Raw genomic sequence first — 20,848 nt, 5'->3', positions numbered from 1 at the left:
CCATGAACCTTGACGACATCCAGCGCGCCGGCCAGCAACTGCACCAGGCCCTGGCGTGTGGCCAGGCCCTGGCGCCGCTGACCGAAACCCACCCCGACATCACCCTGGAGCAGGCCTACCAGGTGCAGCTGGCGATGATCCAGCCGCGCCTGGACGCGGGCGAGCGGGTGCTGGGCAAGAAGATTGGCGTCACCAGCCAGGTGGTGATGAACATGCTCGGCGTCGACCAGCCTGACTTCGGCCACCTGCTCAGCGACATGCTCCACGCCGATGGCGCGGCCATCGCTATCGACGGCCTCATCGCGCCCAAGGCCGAGGGCGAGATCGCCTTCGTGCTCATGGAGTCTCTGCAGGGCCCGGGCGTCACCGTGGCCGATGTGCTGCGCGCCACGGCCTATGTGATGCCGTGCTTCGAGATCGTCGACTCGCGCATTCGCGACTGGAAGATCCGCATCCAGGACACCGTCGCCGACAACGCCTCCGCCGCTGCCTTCGTGCTGGGGGACCGCAGTGTCGATCCGCGTGATGTGGACCTGGCCTGTGTCGGCATGACCCTGGAAAAGAACGGCGAGATCGTCGCCACCGGCGCCGGTGCCGCCGCGCTTGGCCATCCGGCCAATGCCGTGGCCTGGTTGGCCAACACCCTCGGCCGCCTCGGCATCGCGCTGAACAAGGGCGAGGTGATTCTCTCCGGTTCGCTGGCGGCCATGGTGCCGGTGCAGGCCGGTGACCAACTGCGTATCAGCCTCGGCGGCATCGGCTCGGCCGCTGTTCGCTTCGTTTGAAGGAAAACCCCTATGAACCTGTCCCAAGCCACCATCGCCCAACTGGCCGAACACCTGGAAAACGCCGAACTCAAGCGTGAGGCGGTGGCCAAGATCACCGACGCCCACCCCGACATGGACTGGGACGACGCCTACGCCATCCAGGACGCCATCCGCGCCCGCAAACAGGCGCGTGGCGTGCGTATCGCCGGCCTGAAGATGGGCCTGACCTCGTTCGCCAAGATGAAGCAGATGGGCGTCACCGACCCGATCCACGGCTTTCTCACCGACTACGGCTCGAGCCTCGACGGCGCGGCCATCGATGTCGACAGCCTGATCCACCCCAAGGTCGAGGCCGAGATCGCCTTCGTCCTCAAGCACCCGCTGAAGGGGCCGGGTGTGCATGTTGGCGACGTGCTGGCGGCCACCGACTTCATCGTGCCGGCGGTCGAAGTGATCGATTCGCGCTACGAGAACTTCCGTTTCGACCTCAAGAGCGTGATTGCCGACAACACCTCTTCGGCACGTTTCGTCACGGGCGGGCGCATGTCCGGGGTCGAGGGCATCGACCTCAAGTGCCTGGGCGTGGTGCTGGAAAAGAACGGCGAGGTGGTCGCCACCGGAGCCGGTGCCGCGGTGCTCGGGCACCCGGCGCAGAGCGTGGCGATGCTCGCCAACATGCTCGGCGCCAAGGGCCGCGAGCTGCCGGCGGGCACCTTCATCATGACCGGCGGCATCACCGAGGCCATTGCAGTGGAGGCGGGCGACAACGTTACCGTGCGCTACCAGCACCTGGGCAGCGTGTCGATGCGCTTCACCTCGTCCGGCCAACGCTGACAGGAGTACCTGACATGCCTATTGCCATCATCCATATCGCCGAAGGCCGCACGCCCGAGAAGAAGCGCGCGCTGCTGGACAAGGTCACCCTGGCGATTGCCGACAGCCTCGAAGTACCGGTCGAGAGCGTGCGCGTCCTGTTGCAGGAAATCCCCGAGACCCAGTGGGCCGCCGGTGGCCAGACCCTCGCCGAACGCCGTGCCAAAGCCTGAACACAGGACCACGACAATGAACGACAAGATCAGCGTTGCCATCATCGGTTCGGGCAATATCGGCACCGACCTGATGATCAAGATCCTGCGCAACGGCCAGCACCTGAAGATGGGCGCCATGGTCGGCATCGATCCGGCCTCCGATGGCCTGGCGCGGGCCGAGCGCCTGGGCGTGGCGACCACCGCCAAGGGTGTCGAGGGCCTGCTGGCGCTGCCGGGTTTCAAGGATATCCGTATCGTCTTCGACGCCACCAGCGCCGGTGCCCACGGTCGCCACAACGCGCTGTTGCAGGAGCACGGGGTCAAGGTCATCGACCTGACGCCCGCCGCCATTGGCCCGTTCACCATTCCGGCGATCAACCTGGATGCTGAACTGGCCGCGCCTAACATCAACATGGTCACCTGCGGCGGCCAGGCCACCATACCGATCGTCGCTGCGGTGTCGCACGTGGCCAAGGTGCATTACGGTGAAATCGTCGCCTCGATCAGCAGCAAGTCGGCAGGCCCCGGCACCCGGGCCAATATCGACGAATTCACCGAGACCACTTCCCATGCCATCGAGAAACTCGGCGGGGCACAGAAGGGCAAGGCGATCATCGTCCTCAATCCCGCCGAGCCGCCGCTGATGATGCGCGACACTGTGTTCGTGTTGTCGGAGCCGGCAGATCAGGCGGCGGTCGAGCGCTCGATCCTGGCGATGGTCGAGGCCGTGCAGGCCTACGTGCCCGGCTATCGCCTCAAGCAGCAGGTGCAGTTCGAGGTGATCCCGGCAGACCAGCCGGTGAATGTTCCGGGGCTGGGGCTGCGCAGCGGCCTGAAGACTTCGGTGTTTCTCGAGGTCGAGGGCGCCGCGCACTACCTGCCGGCCTACGCCGGCAACCTGGACATCATGACCTCGGCGGCCGTGGCCTGCGCCGAGCGCATCGCCGCTACCCAGTTCGTGGAGGGCTGAACACATGAACGCCGGCAAGAAACTCTATATTTCCGATGTCACCCTGCGCGACGGCAGCCATGCCATCCGCCATCAGTACACCTTGCAGCAGGCCCGCGACATCGCCCGCGCGCTGGACCAGGCCAAGGTCGATTCGATCGAGGTCGCCCACGGTGACGGCCTGCAGGGCTCGAGCTTCAACTATGGCTTTGGCCGGCACTCGGACCTCGAGTACATCGAAGCGGTGGCCGAGGTCATCAGCCACGCGAAGATCACCACGCTGCTGCTGCCCGGCATCGGCACTGTGCATGACCTCAAGGATGCCTACAACGCTGGTGCCCGGGTGGTGCGCATCGCCACCCATTGCACCGAAGCCGATGTCTCGCGCCAGCACATCGAGTACGCCCGCGAGCTGGGCATGGACACCGTGGGTTTTCTGATGATGAGCCATATGCTGGCGCCCGAGCCGTTGGCCCAGCAGGCGAAGCTGATGGAAAGCTACGGCGCCACCTGCGTGTACATGGCCGATTCGGGCGGTGCGATGAACATGCAGGATGTACGCGAGCGCTTCCAGGCGTTCAAGGCGGTGCTCGACCCATCCACCGAGACCGGCATGCACGCCCACCACAACCTCAGCCTGGGCGTGGCCAACTCGATCACCGCGGTGGAGGCGGGCTGCGATCGTATCGACGCCAGCCTTGCCGGCATGGGGGCTGGTGCCGGCAACGCGCCGCTGGAGGTGTTCATCGCGGCCGCCGAACGCCTGGGCTGGAATCACGGTACCGACCTGTATCGGCTGATGGATGCGGCCGACGATATCGTTCGGCCCTTGCAGGATCGCCCGGTGCGGGTCGACCGCGAAACCCTGGCGCTCGGCTATGCCGGGGTGTATTCCAGCTTCCTGCGCCACGCTGAGGTCGCTGCTCGCCGCTACGGCCTGAACACCGTGGACATCCTCGTCGAGCTCGGCCGTCGCAAGATGGTGGGCGGTCAGGAAGACATGATCGTCGACGTTGCCCTGGACCTGCTGCGACCCTGAAACCACAACGCCTTGCCAATGCTTTGCCCCAACCACAAGCCTAATAAAAAGGGGAAATACCATGAGCCAGCACACTGCCCGAATCGGCGAGATCATCGATAACGCACGAATCTCGCCTTACCAGATCATCGTTCTTACCCTGTGTTTCCTGATCGTTCTGGTCGACGGCTTCGACACCGCCGCGATCGGCTACATCGCCCCGGCCCTGCGTGAGGAATGGGGCCTGCTACCGGCACAATTGTCGCCGGCCTTCGGTGCCGGTCTGTTCGGCCTGTTGGTCGGCAGCCTGGTGTTCGGGCCCATCGCCGATGCCATCGGGCGCAAGCGCGTACTGCTGGTGTCGGTGCTGGTGTTCGGCGTCGGCACCCTAGCCTCGGCCTATGCCCACTCGATCGAGTCGCTGACCGCACTGCGTTTCGTCACCGGTATTGGCTTGGGCGGGGCGATGCCCACCTGCATCACCCTGAGCTCGGAGTATTCCCCGGCGCGGCGGCGGATGATCATGGTCACCCTGAGCTGGAGCGGCTTCACCGCGGGCCTTGCGCTGGGCGGCATGCTTGCGGCGCAGATCATCCCGCTGTTCGGCTGGCGTGGCGTGCTGATGATCGGCGGTATCGTGCCGCTGGCCATGCTGCCGTTGCTGGCCTGGCTGATGCCTGAATCGGTGCGCTTCATGGCTTCGAGCCCCAAGCATGGCGATGCCTTGCGCAAGGTGGTCGAGCGCATCACCGGCAGTAGCTACGCCGGGGTGACCATCCTCGACGACGAGCGCCCGGCACAGGTGCGTTCGCCGATCTCGCACCTGTTCATCGAGGGCCGCGCGGTGCGCACGCTGCTGTTGTGGCTGGCGTTCTTCTGCTCGCTGTTCGTCTTCTACCTCCTGACCAGCTGGCTGCCGAGCCTGCTCAAGGACGCCGGTTACGACATCGCCCATGCCGCGCGTGTCGGTGCGATGGTGCCGCTGGGCGGCACGGTCGGCGCGATCCTGCTGGCGCTGCTGATGGACCGTGTCGGGCCTTATCGTGTGCTGGCCTGCTCCTACCTGGGGGCGGCGGTGGTGATCGCGGTCACCGGCTACCTGATGGGCGATATCTATGGCCTGGCGGCGGCGGTGTTCCTGATCGGTTTCGGCGTGGCCGGTGCGCAGAACGGCCTTAACCTGGTGTCGGCGACCCTCTACCCGACCACGGCCCGCGTCACAGGGGTCAGCTGGGCCATGGCCTGCGGGCGTTCCGGCTCCATCGTCGGCTCGACCCTGGGGGCCTGGCTGATCGCCGCGGCCGGTACGCCGGTGGTGTTCTTCCACTGGCTGGCCATCCCCGTGGTGGCAGGTGCGGCGGCGATCTTCGTGCTGTACCGGCTGAGCATCCGGCCATCTGCGGCCTGGCCGGCTGAAGCACCTCCCGCGCACTCCTGATCCCTGAACGAGTACCAGCGCCCGCTTCCTGATAGAAGCGGCGTCGGGCGCGGCTTGCCTGCGCCTGGCGTTCGGCGCTGCACATAACAACAAGAAACGAGGAGCACACAGCATGTCTTGCAAACGATCTTCTTTCGCTCCCGGGCTGATCGCCCTGGCGCTGGCCCCCCTGACCAGCCAGGCCGCTGGCCTGATCGAGGATTCCCATGCGCGCCTGGAAATGCGCAACATCTACTTCAACCAGGACAACCGCAGCGGCAGCGCCAACCCGTCCAAGCAGGAGGAGTGGGGCCAGGGCTTTCTGTTCGACTTCACTTCCGGCTACACCGAGGGTGCCGTCGGTGTCGGTGTCGATGCCCTGGGCATGCTTGGCATCCGTCTGGATTCGGGCAAGGGCACCCACTACAACCCGCAGAGCACCAACCGCGGCGGCCTGGTGTTTCCCACCGACAGCGATGGCCGTGCGGTGGACGAGTTCAGCACTTTGGGCGTGACTGGCAAGCTGCGCGTTGCCAAGACCGAGGCGCGGCTCGGCACCTTGCGTCCGAAGATGCCGGTGCTGACCCTCAACGACGGTCGCCTGTTGCCGGAAACCTTCGAAGGCCTGCAGATCACCTCGCGCGACCTGGACAACTTCACGTTCACCGGCGGGCAGATCCAGCGGGTCAAGAGCCGCAACTCGTCGAACAACGAAGGCATGGCGATTGCCGGAGCGGGTGGGCCGTTCGGCAAGCGCAGCAATGCGTTCAACTTCTTCGGCGTCGATTACGCCGTGAGCCGCGACCTGACCTTGCAGTACTACTACGGTGAGCTGGAGGACTTCTATCGCCAGCACTTCGTCGGCCTGGTGCACCAGTTGGCCTTGCCGGTGGGCAGCCTCAAGACTGACCTGCGCTATTTCGACAGTGGTCCGTCGGGGCGCAACGGCAGTGTGGCTGGGCGTGCCGAGGGGTACCGCAGTGCCGGTTTCGGCAACAACGGCAAGGTCGATAACCAGGCGTTTGCCGGGCTGTTCACCTACAGCCTCGGCGGCCACGGTTTCAGCCTGGGCTACCAGCAGCTTGAAGGCGACAGTGACTTTCCCTTCGTCAACCAGGGCGATGGCTCGGCCACCTACCTGATCACCGACCGCCAGACCGGTGCACGTTTCCAGAAGGCCGGCGAGCGGACCTGGGTGGCGCAGCACACCTACAACTTCGCCGCTGTCGGCATTCCGGGCCTGACCACGCTGCTGGCCTACCAGCGCGGCGACAACATCAAGTCGGCGCAGGGTGACCAGCATGAGTGGGAGCGTGATTTCTGGGTGACCTACGCAGTGCAGGGCGAGATGTTCAAGGGGCTGTCGTTCTCCTGGCGCAACGCCAGCTTGCGCAGCACCTACGCCAACCAGCGTGACCTGGACGAGAACCGTCTCTACATCACCTACAGCCTGCCGTTGTTCTAAGGCATAGCCCGCGCCACTCTCGTGGGCGCGGGCTTGCTCGTGAACGGGCGCTGGAGTGAGCGATTGGCAGATGGGCACCATGCCGATGTCGTTCGTCTAACCGCCGACTGGGTGACGGCGCTGATGGCAGAGGATCCGGTGTGGGCACCGGTCAGGTAGCGCCGGGTTGAATGCCGCTGCGCAGCACGAGCATTCACGCGCGATCACCGCCAGTGCTACAGTCGCTTCTTTTTTGCCCCGAGGATGGAACATGCGAGCACTACTGCCGATGACTGCAGCCCTGATGTTGATTGGCTGCGCTTCGTCGACCATGGAGGCTGCGCGCAACGGCCAGCCCAGCGCGCGCCTCGACTCGCAGAAAGCGCCGGAGCTGGTGGCCCAGTGCATCCAGTTCAGTTGGCAGGAAGAATCGCGCTTCGGCGTTGACGCCAGTGGTTACCTGGAAACGCGCAAGGGCGGTGGCTTGACGGTGTACACCCGCGAGGCGGAATCCTTCGTTGACGTCTACCCGCAGGCTGGCGGGACTCGGGTCGATTATTACGCCCAGAAGAACGACATGGTTGCGCTGCAGCGCAAGGCTGCGGCGGCAACCTGCCTGTGAGTCAGCGAGGCATGTAGCGCAATTGCCAACGCCGTGGAATCTTCCACGAGACCACGGCGAGCAGCAGGGCGGTCAGCGCACTGGCCAGCAGTGCCGCTCGCTCGAAGCGTTGCTCCAGCAACACACCCAGCACTGCGCCGATGAACATGCCGCTCCAGGGCACCAGTTGTACGCGCCACCCCAGCCGTTGTTGGCCCAACAGGGTGCGGCCCAGCCCGCGGCCGAACCGCGACAGCGCGCCGGTGACGTAGGTCAGGCCGATCGGCAGGCCGTTCACTTCCTCGACCACCGCATTGATCATGCCCATCGCGGTCACCGCCGCCAGTAGCGCGAGCAGTTGCATGGGCTCTGGCAGCATGCCGGCGACCGCCAGCAGCAGGGCGATCACACCCAGCAACGGCCAGTGGCGCCGGCCGCTTCTGGCGGCAACGATCACCCCCAGTGCGTTGCCCAGCACGAACGCCGCGATCACCAGCGCCAGGCGCAGCACCGGCCCCAGCTCGGCGCTGCCCAGCGAGACCGCCAGGCGCGTGGTATTGCCGCTCATGAACGAAACGAAATCGCCCGTGGCCATGAAGCCGATGGCATCGGTCATGCCGGCGAGTACCGACAAGGCGGCAACGAAGTACAACCCCACCGTGCCGCGGCGCTGTACCCGCTGTTGACGCTGGCTGTCGAGTGACGCACTTCCCGGTAGCATCGCAGCTCTCCCCCTGAATCAGCCCAGCCGTGCCTCGAGCCTGGCGATATGTGCTTGCAGCCGTTCATGTTCTTCGCGTTCGGCGGTGATGTTCGCGAATACGCTGATCAGGTGCTCGGGTTGGCCGTCGGCTTGGCGTTGCAACGAAGTACGCGCGCGGACCCACAGGTAGTGGCCGTTTTTGTGGCGTACGCGTTTTTCCACTTCGTAGCGGTCGATCTCGCCGTCAAGCAGGCGCTGCAGCAAGTGCAGGTTGTGCGCCAGGTCGTCGGGATGGGTCAATTGCTGGAAGGTGGTGCCGTAGAGCTCGTCTTCGCGGTAGCCCAGCAGTTCGCAGAAGCTGCCGTTGACCCGCTGCCAGCTGCCGTCGGGATCGATGTAGGCCAGCGCGCCCCAGGCGAACTCGAAGATGGTGCGAAAGCGCGCCTCGCTCTGGCGCAATTCTTCTTCGGCGACTTTGCGTTCGGTGGTGTCCATGCTGATGCCGACCATCTTCACCGCGCGCCCGGCGCTGTCGGCCAGCACGGTGGCGCGCGAGGCGATCCAGCATTGGCTGGCGTCGGGGCGGGTGATGCGAAAATCGCATTCGCAACCGGTGCCGTCGGCGACGGCCTGGGCGTACATGGCCTGCATCGGCGGAATGTCGTCCGGGTGGATATGCGCCCAGAACTCTTCGTTGCGCTGCACTGGCCAGCCATACACCGCCTCGACGTTGGGCGAGTAGGTGACTTCATCGGTGACCAGGTTCCACTCCCAGGTGACGATGCGTGCGCCTTCCTGGGCCAGTTTCATGCGGGTTTCACTTTCCATGATCTCGGCGGTGTAGCGGCGCCGCACGTCGGTCATCGGCAGCTCTACCACCTCGGCCTGCTGCACGCTCTGCAAGGCTTCTTCACCGTAGCGCAGCCAGATCCAGTTGACCTTGAGAAATGCGGCGAGCTTGCGCAGGTTGTCGTAGTCGATTTCGCCACCGCGAGTCCACTTGTGCACCGCGGTGCGTGAAATGCCCAGGGCGGTGCCCACGGCTTGCAGGGTCAGCTTGTGGTGTTCGAGCAATTCCTTGAGGCGAAAGGCAAAGCTGTTTTCAACCATGGGGCGGTTCCTGGAAGCGGGCCGGAAACGCAAGTATACCCGAGCCGTAAACCTCAGGTTGACGAACAAATGCGGTTTTTTCTCATCCGGGTATTCCTCGCATCGTTCATAAATTGTTATGTTATTACATGAAATTTAGGAGCGTCGTTGATGAAAGTTTCCCCCGCCCGGTTCTGCCTGGGTTTTTCCCTGTCTGTGTTCGGCCTGCCCGGCAGTGCTGCCGAACCTGTAATACTCGAGGCCCTGACCGTCAGCGACAGTCATCTGCTGGAGCGCGCCGACGGCCCTGTGCAGGGCTATCGCGCCACCCGCTCTAGCACCGCGACGCGCACCGATACCGATGTGCGCGACACGCCGCAGAGCATCGCCGTGGTGCCCAGCCAGGTGCTTGAAGACCTCAACAGCACGCGCATCGACCGTGCCCTGGACTTTGCCGGTGGCGTCACCCGGCAGAACAATTTCGGTGGCTTGACCTTCCTCAACTACAGCGTGCGCGGTTTTACCACCGGCGAGCTGTACAAGAACGGCTTTGCCATCAACCGCGGCAGCTACAGTGCACCGGACACCTCCACCATCGAGCGCATCGAGGTGCTCAAGGGCCCGGCCGCCAGCCTGTACGGGCGCGGCGATCCGGGTGGCCTGGTCAATATCGTCAGCAAGCGTCCGCAGGAGGAGGCGTTCACGCGCCTGAAGGCGAGCGCCGGCACGTGGGATCGCTACCGCGGCAGCCTCGACGTCAACACGCCGCTGGACGAGGAGGGGCGCCTGCTGTCGCGCGTCAATCTGGCAGTGGAAGATAACGGCAGCTTCCGCGATCACGTCGACAGCCGCCGACAGATCGTCAGCCCGTCGCTGAGCTGGCAACTCGACCCTGACACGCGGCTGTTGCTGGATGCCGAATTCTCACGCACCGAATCGGTGTTCGACCGGGGTATTCCGGCGGTCAACAATCAGTTGGGATCCGTTAAGCGCTCGACCTTTCTCGGCGAGCCCAACGACGGCCACATTCGCAACGACAACCAGACCCTGGACCTGGCCCTGGAACGCTACCTGAACGACAACTGGAAACTGCGCCTGGCCAACCACTACACCCAGGGCCACCTGCGCGGCAACAGTTCGGAGCCGTCGCGGGTAGTCGGCCAGGCGATCAGCCGTTTCTACCGCGAACGCAATTTCGAGTGGAACGACAACATCACCCAGGCCGAACTGCATGGGCAGTTCGATTTTCTCGGCTGGCAGCACCAAAGCCTGATCGGCCTGGAGTACGAGAACTACCGCAACAGCCAGAAATACCCGCAGAGCGCTACGTCGCTCGGCTATGGGCTGGATATCTACCAGCCGGTCTACGGGCAGCCCAAGCCGCCGCTGATCAACCCCAATGACTTCTTCGAACGCACCGAAAGCCAGGCGCTCAACCTGCAAGACCAGATCATCTTCGACGAGCGCTGGCGTGGCCTGCTCGGCGTGCGCCTGGAACGGGTCGAGCAGACGGCGCTGAACCGTGCCACCGGGGTAAGCAACAGCCAGGTCAAGGAAGTCGCTACGCCGCGTGTGGGGCTGTTGTATCAATGGACGCCGGAAGTGGGGGTGTTCGCCAATGCTTCCACCTCGTTCAAGCCCAACGCCATCGGCACCCAAGGCCAGGTGTACAAGCCGGAGAAGGGGCTGGGCTACGAGACGGGTCTGAAGCTCGACCTGTTCGACAGCCGGCTCGGTGCGACTGTGGCGTTGTTCAGCATCGACAAGGAAAACGTCGTCACCACCGATGCCTTTGGTGAAAGCATCGCCGCGGGCAAGGCGCACAGCCAGGGGCTGGACGTGCAGTTCAGCGGTCAGCTCACCGAGGCCGTGCGGGTAATCGGTGCCTATGCCTATATCGATGCCGAGGTCACCAAGGGCGATGCCGCACTGCCCAAGGGCAGCGACCTGCTGGGCATTCCTCGGCACAGCGGCAGCCTGATGGTGGTGCACGAGTTCCAGAACGGCTGGCTGCGTGGCTCGGATGTCGGCGCCTCGGCCAACTACGTGGGCGAGCGTTCCGGGCAGGCGGGCGGTGACCTGCGCCTGCCGGCGTACAGCACGCTGGACTTGCTGGCGCACTACAAGGCCAGCGAGCAGTTGAGTTTCGGGGTGAACCTGAACAACGTCTTCGACCGCAAGTACTACGAACGCGGTTACAACGCGGCGTGGAACATGCCGGGCGAGCCGCGCAACCTGAGTGTGAGCATGAGTCTGTCGTTGTAACCTCGGGCCGCACGGCGGTCCTGGAAAGCCCCATCAACCCCGCTGCATCCACCCTGGGCAGCGGTCCTCGAACGAGTGCCCGGTCGGTACCAGGCGCTCGTCCTCGATCTCATCGAAACACCCCAGCAGCAACGCCACCGTCGGTGCATCGTCGATCGCGCCTACCGAACTGCCGCAGCATCGGCAAAATGCCCGGCTGGAATAATCCGAAGAGCGCCAGGTGTCAGGCGCACCGCCGGCACCGACCCAGCGCACTTGCGCACGATCGAACTCCACCCAGCTCGCCACCAGTGCTCCGGTGTGCTGCTGGCACCAGCGGCACGAGCAGTGGTGGGGATTGCCCGCTGGTCCATCGGCCTCGAAGCGGATTGCACCGCACAGGCAGCCGCCCTTGTAGGTCTTCATGCTGGCGTTCTCTCCTTGAATGGCCGGTTGTCGGCCTGCCTCCTGGCCGGTTAACGTGGCGGTTTTCCGCACAGGGAAGTGTCCATGAATCCGTCACTGGAACTCAACCGCGCCAATTGGGACGAGCGGGCGCCGTTGCACGCCGCCTCGCCGGGCTATGAAGTCGAATGCTTCGTGCAGTCTGCCACGCATCTTTCCGAAGTCGTGCGCTTCGACCTGCCGCGCCTGGGCAATATACAAGGCCTCAAGACCCTGCACCTGCAATGCCACATCGGCACCGACACCTTGTCGCTGGCGCGTCTGGGCGCGCAGGTCAGCGGGCTGGACTTTTCGCCCGCATCGCTGGCGCAGGCGCGGTTGCTGGCCGAGCGCTGTGGCACCGATATCGACTATGTCGAGGCGGATGTCTACCGTGCCAGCGAGGTGCTGCCCAAGGCGAGCTATGACTTGATCTACACCGGGATCGGCGCACTGTGCTGGCTGCCGGACATCCAGCGCTGGGCGCAGAATGTCGCGGCATTGCTCAAGCCGGGCGGGCGGCTGTTCCTGCGTGAGGGGCACCCGATGTTATGGACGCTCGACGAAACCCACGCCGATCGCCTGCAGGTCGACTTCCCGTACTTCGAGCATGAGGCGCCGCTCATCTTCCACAGCGACCAGACCTACGTCGAAAGCGAACATCGCCTGGCACAAACCGAGACCCATTCCTGGAACCGCGGCCTTGGCGAAATCATCACGGCGCTGCTTGAACAAGGCATGCAACTGACCGCCCTGGTCGAGCACCCGAGCATCCCGTGGGAGGCGTTGCCCGGGCAGATGCTCAAGGGCGCCGACGGCGAGTGGCGCCTGGCGGAGCGGCCCGAGCGCCTGCCGTTGAGCTACACGCTGCAGGCGCGCAAGGGCTGATCAGGAAAGGAAGCCGCCGTCGACGTTGAGCGCCGTGCCGGTGGTGTAGCTCGACGCGTCGCTGGCCAGGTACAGCACCGCGCCGGCCATCTCGCTCGGGTCCGCTACGCGCTTGAGCGGAATCTGCTGCAGGGCGGCGTTGAGGATGGCGTCGTTCTTCACCAGTGCCGAGGCGAACTTGGTGTCGGTCAGGCCCGGCAGCAGGGCGTTGCAGCGGATGCCGAACTGTGCGCACTCCTTGGCGAAGACCTTGGTCATGTTGATCACCGCAGCCTTGGTCACCGAGTAGATGCCCTGGAACAAGCCCGGCGTTACGCCGTTGATCGACGCTACGTTGATGATGCTGCCACCGCCGTGCTCGCGCATCAGCTTGCCGGCTTCCACCGACATGAAGAAGTAACCGCGGATGTTCACGTCGACGGTCTTCTGGAAGGCGCTGACGTCGGTGTCGAGTACGTTGCAGAACTGCGGGTTGGTGGCGGCATTGTTGACCAGGATATCCAGGCGTCCGAACTGCTCGCGGATGCCGGCGAACACTTGCTGGATCTGGTCCAGCTCACCGATATGGCAGGCCACCGGTGTAGCCTTGCCGCCGGCTGCGATGATTGCGTCGGCGACCTGCTGGCAGCCGTCGAGCTTGCGGCTGGAGACGATCACATGGGCCCCTTGTTGAGCCAGCAAATGGGCGATGGCTTCGCCGATGCCGCGGCTGGCGCCGGAAACGAAGGCGATCTTGCCGTCAAGGTCGAACAGTTGGGTCTTGGACATGCTGGTTTTCCTTGTTGTCGCCGGTTACAGGGTGGATTTGCCGATCAGTTGCAGGCTCATCTGCTCCAGCAGCCGGTTCATGTGGATGAACTGGGCGAAGCGTTTGTCCTGGGTCTGGCCGTGGAAGAAGCGGTAGTAGATCTGCTGGACGATCCCGGCCAGGCGGAACAGGCCGTAGCAGTAATAGAAGTCGAAGTTGTCGATGCTAATGCCGGCGCGCTCGGCGTAATAGTCGACGAACTGGCGGCGGGTCAGCATGCCGGGGGCGTTGCTCGGCTGGCGGCGCATCAGTTGCACCGGTGCCGGGTCGTTGGCCTCGATCCAGTAGGCCAGGCTGTTGCCCAGGTCCATCAGCGGGTCACCGATGGTCGCCATCTCCCAGTCCAGTACGCCGATGATGCGCATGGGGTTGTTGGCATCGAGGATGACGTTGTCGAAGCGGTAGTCGTTGTGCACGATGCCAGGGCGCGCGTGGTCGGCGGGCATCTTCTCGCGCAGCCAGGCGATCACCTCTTCCCAGCGCGGCGCATCCGGGGTCAGGGCTTTTTCGTAGCGGCTCGACCAACCTTCGATCTGACGCTGCACATAGCCTTCGGGCTTGCCCAGGTCGGCCAGGCCGCAGGCGTTGTAGTCGACCTGGTGCAGTTCCACCAGACGGTCGATGAAGCTCTTGCACAGCGCCTCGGTGCGGCTAGCGTCGAGGTTCAGTTCAGGGGGCAGGTCCGAGCGCAGGATGACACCCTCGACCCGCTCCATCACGTAGAACTCGCCGCCGATCAGCGATTCGTCGGTGCAGTGCACATAGGCCTTGGGGCAGAACGGGAAGCCGTCGTTGAGCTGGTTGAGGATGCGAAACTCGCGGCCCATGTCATGGGCCGACTTGGCCTTGTGTCCGAAGGGCGGACGACGCAGCACGAACTCGCGCTCGGGGTAGGCGACCAGGTACGTGAGGTTGGAGGCGCCGCCGGGGAACTGGCTGATGCTCGGGGTGCCTGCGAGGCCCGGGATATGCGCCTTGAGGTAAGGATCGATGATGGCTGCATCGAGTTCTTCGCCGGGGCGGACCTGGGTGGACTGGTCGGTGAGCGTCATGCGTATTCCTTATTCTCGGTCGCAAGGATCATTGGCTAATCTAATGGCCAACCTGGGTTGGGACAAGCGTGCCAAACGTCATATCGACGCGGGTGTTGCCGGTCGATCACTGCCCCTGATGAGTGATGCATGCAGGCTGCGGGCAAAAAAAAACCGAAGCCGGTCAGGCCTCGGTTTTCTTCATGCGCGTGTTCGCATCACTCAGGACGGGAACAGCTCGCTCAGCTTCATCGACAGCATCATGTCGCCTTCGACGCGCAGCTTGCCGCCCATGAAGGCCTGCATGCCATCGGTCTCGCCACTGACGATGCCTTTGAGGGTTTCGCTGTCCAGAACCAGGGTGCAGTTGGCGTCAGGGTTCTCGCCTTCCTGGATCTCGCAGGTGCCGTCCTTGACGAGCAGGGCGTAGTGCTTGTCTTCGTCGGTGATGTTGAAGCCGAACACCAGGTCCAGGCCGGCGGCGGCGGCAGGGTTGAACTTGGCTTTCATCGCTTCGACTGCTTTAGCTACGTCGCTCATGGTGTATTCCTTGTTGGGTGAAAGTCGCGTGCACGGGGCACAACAGGCCGGGCTCATCGATAGGTGAGAAGCTCCGGCATCCGCAACAGCTGCACGTGGGCCTGGCTGTTGAAGGAGGTCAATGCCACATCGCGGCCACGGAACTTCAGGTGGCTGAGCGACGTGTTGATGATCTGCCAGTTCAGCGCGAACGCCTGGGCTGGGGTGATTCCGGTGACCAGGTGGAGCAGGGCGGCGATGCTGCCACCGGAGGTGAAGATGGCAATGTTGTCACGGCTTGAGGCTTGTGCCAGGACGCGTTGCAGGCCGGCACCAACGCGCGCTGTGAACGCGGCCCAGGTCTCCAGGCCATCGTGAGCCTCGTGCTCGCCGTCATGCCAGCGCTGCACCATCAGCGCGAACAGACGCTGGAACTCACTGCGATTCTGCGCAGCATTGCGCAGCACGTGCAGCGCCTCGGGCTCGTCTGGCAGCAGGGCAGGGAGCAGGGCGCGGATCACGCCGTCGGCATCGAACTCATTGAAGGCTGCGTCGGTCTCTATGGCCGGGATTGCGCAGCCGGTAGCGGCCATTGCGTCGAGCGTCAGCCGTGCGGTGTCCTGCTGGCGCCGCAGGTCGCCGGCCACGCAGCGATCCAGGTGCAGGTCCAGTTGAGCCAGGTGCTCACCCAACGCCTGACTCTGGCGCACACCCAGCGGCGACAGGACATCGTAGTCGTCGGCGCCGAAGGAGGCTTGGCCATGTCGGATCAGGTAGATGTTGCCCACTGGAATGTCCGGCCGGGATGGAGGTTGCTGCGAGGTTAGGATGCGCCAGAGAGGCTGTCAATGAAAAAACATACAAGCGTTTGAAAAGGTTGTTTGAACTGTGTTGCCAGCATTTTCCCATGCTGGCGGCAGCCCAGGCGCACCGGTATGCTTGCATCAGTTTCGCGCCGTGCAGGCGCAGGTTTATTAAGGAGTCAATGTGGAGTTTCTTGCCGAATACGCAAGCTTTCTCGCCAAAACCGCCACTGTGGTGATCGCCATCCTGGTCATCCTTTCGGGTATCGCCAACCTGCGTGGCAAGGGTCGACGCAAGCCCGGCGGGCAATTGCAGGTCACCCGCCTCAACACCTTCTACAAGGAGCTGCGCGAGCGCCTGGAAGCTGGCCTGCTCGACAAGGCCGAGCTCAAGGCCCTGCGCAAGCAGCAGGCCAAGACGGAAAAACAGAAGAAGAAAGGCAAGGCCAAACCCGAGGAAAAGGGCCGGGTCTTCGTGCTGGATTTCGACGGCGACATCAAGGCCTCCGCCACCGAGAGCCTGCGCAACGAAATCACCGCGCTGCTCACCCTCGCCACACCACGTGACGAAGTGGTGCTGCGCCTCGAGAGCGGTGGCGGGCTGGTGCACAGCTACGGCCTGGCTGCCTCGCAGCTGGCGCGTATCCGCCAGGCCGGCATTCCGCTGACTGTGTGCATCGACAAAGTCGCGGCCAGCGGCGGCTACATGATGGCCTGTATCGGCGAGAAGATCGTCAGTGCGCCGTTCGCCGTACTTGGCTCGATCGGCGTCGTCGCGCAGTTGCCCAACGTCAATCGCCTGCTGAAAAAGCACGATGTCGACTTCGAGGTCTTCACGGCCGGCGAATACAAGCGCACCGTCACCGTGTTTGGCGAGAACACCGAGAAGGGCCGGGAGAAATTCCAGGAAGACCTGGATATCACTCACCAACTGTTCAAGGACTTCGTCGCCCGCTACCGCCCGCAGCTGCACATTGATGAGGTCGCCACCGGCGAAGTGTGGCTGGGTGTTGCCGCACTCAACCGCAAGCTGGTCGACGAGCTGCGCACCAGCGACGAATACCTCAGCGACCGCGCCCACGACGCCAACCTGTTCCACGTCCGCTACGCCGAGCGTAAATCCCTGCAGGAGCGCATCGGCGTGGCCGCCAGCGGTGCCGTGGAGAACACCTTGGTAGGGCTTTGGAGCAGGCTTGGCCGCTTGCGCTAACACCTTGAACCCCTTGAAGATTTTTTTCTTCAGGGGGGTTGCAAGGTGAGGGGAATGCCGACATAATGGCGTCCATCGAAACGCAGCTCACTTGAAAAAGCTGAGCGGTTTCAAGGAGATAGCGAAAGCTGACTCCGAACTTTGAGGCCGAGTAGCAAAGTGGTTATGCTCCGGATTGCAAATCCGTCTACGCCGGTTCGATTCCGACCTCGGCCTCCACTCTTCGAAAACCCCGCAGATTAACGTCTGCGGGGTTTTTCTTTGTGCGCAGAAAACCCGGATCGTTTCCGCATTCTTAGGCATCGTTTCCGCATCAGCCCTCTACTTGGTCGGGCTGACCACCTCGCCGACGCGGCGATAAACGCGCTTGGTGATTTCCTCCTTGGAGTGCCCAAGCAGCCGACTGGCGTGGCTGATGTCTTCAATCTCCGACGCCGCCTTCGGTCGGATATCGCGGAACTGGAACTGCCGAACTTTGATGGCCAGGTCTGTGTTTCCGTCGGCAGTGAGCTTGCGCGCAGCCCTGTCCCGGGCTTCGCTGAAGCGGTTCCTCAGCATTTCCCAGCTCATGCGCAGGCCTGAGTCGTTGGTGATGAGGCGTGAGTTGCGCACACCCTGCAGCTTTCGCCGCTCCAGAAGCGCCTCGATGAACAGGCCAAGGCCGGTGAGCTCACCGTTGACGTGCCGCCGGATGCGCAGCTTCTTGTCGGTCTTGTTCTGATCGACCCACAGGTAGTCCTCGTCCAGATCGACGATGCTGAACTTCAGGGTGTCTGCTGGGCGCTGCCCGGCCAGGTAGGCCAGATCCATGGCATCTTTGAGGCCCTGGTCGCCTTCGGCATACACCGCATCCCAGATTTCGTCGGCCGCGTAGAAGTCGCGCACCTTCTCCTTGTTGCGGCGAACCGCCAGGCATGGGTTGCGCTCTGCAAATCCCCATTCCATAGCCATGGTGAAGACGTGGGATAGAAGGGCGATCTCCCGGTTTGCCCGGGTCTTCGCGCTGCGGGCGTCCCGGTACTGGGCAATGACAGGCGGGTTGATCACCTCAATGGGGGCGTCAGCGAACGCCTTGCGCAGGCGCTCCAGCTCGTACTTGTTGTCCTTTTGCGTGCGTGGGGACTTGCCCGGGATGATGTCCCGCTCGTAACGGTCAAACAGCTCACCCATCGTCGCCATCACTTTCGGCTTCGCCCTGTGCTCCAGGCGGGCCCATTCCAACTTGGCCTCAGCGAGGTCAGTCCCCAGCGGCACTTCCTGCCGCTTCCCTTCAGCATCCCTCCCGTCGTAGTAGTAGCCAACCCACAGCTTGCCGCTTTTTAGCTTGCGGACCCGCCGCAGCATTCTGGGCGGCAGGTCCTTGTTCGATGCCTTCCTGTTGCGCATCCTTTACCCCACGCGCGATAAGTCCAATGTCCAGGTTTCAGTTGTTGCATTCGTCGCGTTTGGCTTCACACCGGCCATCTTGAGCCTGGCGTATACCCGGCCAACAATGGGCCGCCTGGCCCGGGTGAGCGTGTACTGCCAGCCGTTGTTGGCCAGCCAGGCGATTTGTTTGCTCGGGATCTGGTAGCCGGTGATGCGGATCACCTCTTCCTCGTCGAGAAACTCGCTTGCATGTTCCATGGGATGGTCTCCACGCCGCCGGTGGCGGCAGTTTGGTGGTCAGGCCGTGGCCAGGGCGATGGTCTGCTCGAAGCGTGATGCGAGTTCGGCGTTGACTTCGGCCTTGGCCACGCTGTCGGTGGTGCCTTTAGCGCGGTGCAGGGCCTCATAGCGACGGAGAGTGGCGGCAGCCTCGACCAGGTCGTCCAGGAGGTTCGGCGCCGTGGCGATCAGTTGGGCGTTTGCCATCTGGGTTCTGGGCGCTTCGCCGGTGAGCGTCTCGAAAATGCTGACGCCATTAAAGACATCGGCAATACCCATCCTGCCTGCGCAGACCGATATCGATCCGGTGTTTTGGACGAATCCTTCAACGAGCCATGGGCCTGGTGTGTGCTTGTATTTCTTCATGGCAGTAGCTCTCCATGCCCGCGCGGGGCGGGCTTGAGTTGTTGGGGGGTTATGCTTCGGTGATCGGCGCGGGGATGGCCTGGGCCTTCCACTCTGGGTCGATCTTCCAGGCGATGCAGGGCGGCTCGGTTTTGCTTTTGTAGCCGCCAAGCCAGTAGTAGCCGCTGTGCTTGGATGTTCCGCAGACGCTGCAGGTGTGCCAGCTACCGAAGCCCCGAGCAGAGAATGGCTGGTACTGGTGGCTGTTCACCGAGGCCCCTTCCAGATCAGGTAGGCCAAGTAGGCGAGGGCGATCATAGAAGGTGTCCTCCGGATTCGAGCAGGCCATCACGGTCTTTGCGCAGCGCTTCGTTCTCTGCAGCAAGCTTGCCGAGCAGGCCGTAGCACTCGGCCAGGAGGTTGTTTGCCGCCTCGATCGCCGGACCTTTGCCGTTCACGCCGCGTTGGCAGGCCTGCATAAGGCTCTGTACTTTGGCTGTTTGAGTGGTCATGGCATCAACTCCTTGGGCACCTGGACGAACTCGCCCAGCTTGTAGCGCACGAATCCTCTGCAGAACGCGACGAGGGCGGTGGGGCCGTAGCACCAGATACCCGCACCCTCCGGGCCGCCGCTGTAGCCTGCATCCCCGACCATGCCTGGATAGCTATGGACGCTGCCGCGGTGCTCGTCGATCAGCGGGCCGCCGTCCTTCCAGTCGATGGATGGCTTCCAGTGGCGACGGGCCTTGTCGTGGAAGTCTGCATGTCCTTCGCGCTTGATGACGAACGGTTCGCACCAGACCACGCAGGTGCGGCTGCGGAACGCTGATGGCAGTTCTAGGTCTCGCCCATCAGCGATGCCAACAGCCCAGTCCAATGCCAAGCCGCTCAGGTTGGATACCCTCACTTCAATCAGGTCGGTCATTGCTCAACTCCAGGAGCCTCAGGCAGGGGCTGCCAATGGGTGACCTCATCACCGGAGCCTGGCGAAACAAGAGGCTCCCAGTACTGCTCGAAGTCGGCGTGGGTTTCGAGCGAATGCCAGCCACTAAATGGCGTGCCGTCCTCGGGATCGTCCGGTTCGGGGTCTTCCCTGTGGAGCAGCTTTTCGTTCAGCCACTCGGCAGCGAAGACGTAGGTCTTGCCGTTGTGCGCTCGCTTGACCGCGACAATGAAGGTCGTGTCGGTGTCTGCATCCGTCTCGGGCAGCCTGTCGCTGCATTTGATCCATTCGCTCACAGCTGATACCTCTCATCAATCCAGCGCCCAGACGCCAGTGCGGGTGTAGGTTCGGGTTGGGTTTCGTGCGGGGAGAGCTGGCGCTCGTTGTTTGTATGGAATGCTTGAGACATAGCTTCGCCTCGCCGCCATTCGGCGGATTAGTTAATATCGGAGGAAATAAGTGAGACCAGGGGAGGTCCACCGGGCAGAAGTCTTGGAAGGCTCAAATCCTAGCTATGCAAAATGGATAAAAGACCATGCCGGATATAGAAAAAAGATATCGTGCTTACAAATTGCTACGGGAGCTTGATTCGCTCACATCAACCACCATGAATCAGGTAGCCTACGGGCGCTTGGGAGGGCCGGAATGGCAAGCTGCATGCGACGCGCAGCGTGCTGCGTTCAACGCTTGGATCGAATTTGCTGATTCGCTTACAGCCGAAACGATAGTGCAGAAGCGCTCTTCTTAGCACCAATAAATTTATACAAAAGAGATACATTTGTATAACTTTATGCCGGCTGTCGATTCGTAAGAGATTGCTGATTTAAGTCACTTGTAGCTTTTTTTTGTGCGATCTATTTTGACCCTCTAATGGATGAAAGCTAAAAAGTTAAGGAGGGTCACATGCGTGTTCGTGGAAATGTGTTCTGGGATTGGGCAGATCCAGCGCT

At 63.1% G+C, this 20,848-nt stretch carries 25 protein-coding genes and 1 tRNA gene; 12 read left to right on the top strand and 14 right to left on the bottom strand.

The genetic code is table 11. The annotated features are described in order from the left end of the window. Positions 1-2 precede the first annotated feature (2 nt). The 8 genes from dmpE to ACNFHO_RS23885 all read left to right on the top strand — a co-directional run bounded on the left by dmpE (position 3) and on the right by ACNFHO_RS23885 (position 7,245). Positions 3-785, top strand: a complete 783-nt coding sequence (gene dmpE / locus ACNFHO_RS23920) for a 2-oxopent-4-enoate hydratase (protein WP_416767542.1) — start codon at positions 3-5, stop codon at positions 783-785. A 12-nt stretch (positions 786-797) separates the two neighbouring features. Beyond that, positions 798-1,601 (top strand): 2-oxo-3-hexenedioate decarboxylase, encoded by an 804-nt coding sequence (dmpH, locus tag ACNFHO_RS23915; protein ID WP_416767541.1) that lies wholly within the window; start codon positions 798-800, stop codon positions 1,599-1,601. Between the two features lie 14 nt (positions 1,602-1,615). Next, positions 1,616-1,813, top strand: a complete 198-nt coding sequence (locus ACNFHO_RS23910; RefSeq protein WP_054892124.1) for a tautomerase family protein — start codon at positions 1,616-1,618, stop codon at positions 1,811-1,813. 16 nt (positions 1,814-1,829) lie between these two features. Beyond that, positions 1,830-2,765 (top strand): acetaldehyde dehydrogenase (acetylating), encoded by a 936-nt coding sequence (locus ACNFHO_RS23905; protein ID WP_063545468.1) that lies wholly within the window; start codon positions 1,830-1,832, stop codon positions 2,763-2,765. A 4-nt stretch (positions 2,766-2,769) separates the two neighbouring features. Next, positions 2,770-3,783 carry a 4-hydroxy-2-oxovalerate aldolase gene (gene dmpG / locus ACNFHO_RS23900; RefSeq protein ID WP_125929488.1) on the top strand — a complete coding sequence of 338 codons (1,014 nt, stop codon included), beginning with the start codon at positions 2,770-2,772 and terminating at the stop codon, positions 3,781-3,783. 61 nt (positions 3,784-3,844) lie between these two features. After that, a complete protein-coding gene (locus tag ACNFHO_RS23895; protein WP_054892121.1) occupies positions 3,845-5,200 on the top strand; it encodes an MFS transporter in 1,356 nt (451 codons plus the stop codon). 112 nt (positions 5,201-5,312) lie between these two features. Further along, positions 5,313-6,644 carry an OprD family porin gene (locus tag ACNFHO_RS23890; RefSeq protein WP_054892120.1) on the top strand — a complete coding sequence of 444 codons (1,332 nt, stop codon included), beginning with the start codon at positions 5,313-5,315 and terminating at the stop codon, positions 6,642-6,644. A 250-nt stretch (positions 6,645-6,894) separates the two neighbouring features. Further along, positions 6,895-7,245: a hypothetical protein gene (locus tag ACNFHO_RS23885; RefSeq protein ID WP_112898676.1), complete on the top strand. Its 351-nt coding sequence runs from the start codon at positions 6,895-6,897 to the stop codon at positions 7,243-7,245. 1 nt (position 7,246) lies between these two features. On the opposite strand, the gene ACNFHO_RS23880 is transcribed toward ACNFHO_RS23885, so the two are convergent. Continuing rightward, entirely contained in the window at positions 7,247-7,945 is a 699-nt protein-coding gene (locus tag ACNFHO_RS23880; RefSeq protein ID WP_153774869.1) for a YoaK family protein, read from the bottom strand. Positions 7,946-7,963: 18 nt separating this feature from the next. Continuing rightward, positions 7,964-9,037: a helix-turn-helix domain-containing protein gene (locus ACNFHO_RS23875; protein ID WP_112898674.1), complete on the bottom strand. Its 1,074-nt coding sequence runs from the start codon at positions 9,035-9,037 to the stop codon at positions 7,964-7,966. A gap of 150 nt (positions 9,038-9,187) precedes the next feature. Here ACNFHO_RS23875 and ACNFHO_RS23870 point away from each other — a divergent pair, with 150 nt between their 5' ends. Beyond that, a complete protein-coding gene (locus ACNFHO_RS23870) occupies positions 9,188-11,281 on the top strand; it encodes a TonB-dependent siderophore receptor (protein WP_414155758.1) in 2,094 nt (697 codons plus the stop codon). A gap of 33 nt (positions 11,282-11,314) precedes the next feature. Here the strand turns inward: ACNFHO_RS23870 and ACNFHO_RS23865 are convergent, their stop codons facing one another. Further along, positions 11,315-11,686: a GFA family protein gene (locus tag ACNFHO_RS23865; RefSeq protein WP_054892110.1), complete on the bottom strand. Its 372-nt coding sequence runs from the start codon at positions 11,684-11,686 to the stop codon at positions 11,315-11,317. Positions 11,687-11,770: 84 nt separating this feature from the next. Here ACNFHO_RS23865 and ACNFHO_RS23860 point away from each other — a divergent pair, with 84 nt between their 5' ends. Continuing rightward, positions 11,771-12,592 (top strand): class I SAM-dependent methyltransferase, encoded by an 822-nt coding sequence (locus tag ACNFHO_RS23860; RefSeq protein ID WP_063545459.1) that lies wholly within the window; start codon positions 11,771-11,773, stop codon positions 12,590-12,592. Here ACNFHO_RS23860 and ACNFHO_RS23855 read toward each other — a convergent pair whose 3' ends face one another. The 4 genes from ACNFHO_RS23855 to ACNFHO_RS23840 all read right to left on the bottom strand — a co-directional run bounded on the left by ACNFHO_RS23855 (position 12,593) and on the right by ACNFHO_RS23840 (position 15,738). Then, positions 12,593-13,360, bottom strand: a complete 768-nt coding sequence (locus ACNFHO_RS23855) for an SDR family oxidoreductase (protein ID WP_063545458.1) — start codon at positions 13,358-13,360, stop codon at positions 12,593-12,595. Between the two features lie 24 nt (positions 13,361-13,384). Then, positions 13,385-14,452 carry a phosphotransferase family protein gene (locus tag ACNFHO_RS23850; RefSeq protein WP_416767539.1) on the bottom strand — a complete coding sequence of 356 codons (1,068 nt, stop codon included), beginning with the start codon at positions 14,450-14,452 and terminating at the stop codon, positions 13,385-13,387. A 201-nt stretch (positions 14,453-14,653) separates the two neighbouring features. Beyond that, positions 14,654-14,971, bottom strand: a complete 318-nt coding sequence (locus ACNFHO_RS23845) for an SCP2 sterol-binding domain-containing protein (RefSeq protein ID WP_027920549.1) — start codon at positions 14,969-14,971, stop codon at positions 14,654-14,656. Positions 14,972-15,024: 53 nt separating this feature from the next. Then, entirely contained in the window at positions 15,025-15,738 is a 714-nt protein-coding gene (locus tag ACNFHO_RS23840) for a histidine phosphatase family protein (protein ID WP_112898670.1), read from the bottom strand. Between the two features lie 199 nt (positions 15,739-15,937). On the opposite strand from ACNFHO_RS23840, the gene sohB reads away from it, so the two are divergent. Beyond that, positions 15,938-16,963, top strand: a complete 1,026-nt coding sequence (sohB, locus tag ACNFHO_RS23835) for a protease SohB (RefSeq protein WP_151926198.1) — start codon at positions 15,938-15,940, stop codon at positions 16,961-16,963. A gap of 145 nt (positions 16,964-17,108) precedes the next feature. After that, a tRNA-Cys gene (locus ACNFHO_RS23830) sits at positions 17,109-17,182 on the top strand. A 102-nt stretch (positions 17,183-17,284) separates the two neighbouring features. On the opposite strand, the gene ACNFHO_RS23825 is transcribed toward ACNFHO_RS23830, so the two are convergent. Genes ACNFHO_RS23825 through ACNFHO_RS23795 form a run of 7 tightly spaced genes read right to left on the bottom strand, consistent with a single transcriptional unit; the run spans position 17,285 to position 20,194 of the window. Next, entirely contained in the window at positions 17,285-18,349 is a 1,065-nt protein-coding gene (locus ACNFHO_RS23825; protein WP_416767537.1) for an integrase, read from the bottom strand. 3 nt (positions 18,350-18,352) lie between these two features. Beyond that, a complete protein-coding gene (locus tag ACNFHO_RS23820) occupies positions 18,353-18,589 on the bottom strand; it encodes a DUF4224 domain-containing protein (RefSeq protein ID WP_065863443.1) in 237 nt (78 codons plus the stop codon). Between the two features lie 39 nt (positions 18,590-18,628). Next, positions 18,629-18,976, bottom strand: a complete 348-nt coding sequence (locus ACNFHO_RS23815) for a hypothetical protein (protein ID WP_416767536.1) — start codon at positions 18,974-18,976, stop codon at positions 18,629-18,631. Between the two features lie 49 nt (positions 18,977-19,025). Further along, positions 19,026-19,226 (bottom strand): hypothetical protein, encoded by a 201-nt coding sequence (locus ACNFHO_RS23810; protein WP_063545408.1) that lies wholly within the window; start codon positions 19,224-19,226, stop codon positions 19,026-19,028. 43 nt (positions 19,227-19,269) lie between these two features. Next, positions 19,270-19,467, bottom strand: a complete 198-nt coding sequence (locus tag ACNFHO_RS23805; protein ID WP_416767535.1) for a hypothetical protein — start codon at positions 19,465-19,467, stop codon at positions 19,270-19,272. Beyond that, the gene (locus ACNFHO_RS23800; protein ID WP_416767534.1) at positions 19,464-19,880 is read right to left on the bottom strand and encodes a phage protein NinX family protein; all 417 of its coding nucleotides are present in this window, start codon (positions 19,878-19,880) and stop codon (positions 19,464-19,466) included. The genes ACNFHO_RS23805 and ACNFHO_RS23800 overlap by 4 nt, the downstream gene beginning before the upstream one ends. Continuing rightward, the gene (locus tag ACNFHO_RS23795; protein ID WP_416767533.1) at positions 19,877-20,194 is read right to left on the bottom strand and encodes a DUF551 domain-containing protein; all 318 of its coding nucleotides are present in this window, start codon (positions 20,192-20,194) and stop codon (positions 19,877-19,879) included. Before ACNFHO_RS23795 ends, ACNFHO_RS23800 begins: the two co-directional genes overlap by 4 nt. Between the last annotated feature and the right edge of the window lie 654 nt (positions 20,195-20,848).

Source organism: Pseudomonas sp. NY15374 (assembly GCF_048068255.1).
GTDB classification, from domain to species: Bacteria; Pseudomonadota; Gammaproteobacteria; order Pseudomonadales; family Pseudomonadaceae; genus Aquipseudomonas; species Aquipseudomonas machongensis.
This window is presented reverse-complemented; position numbering and strand designations above follow the sequence as displayed.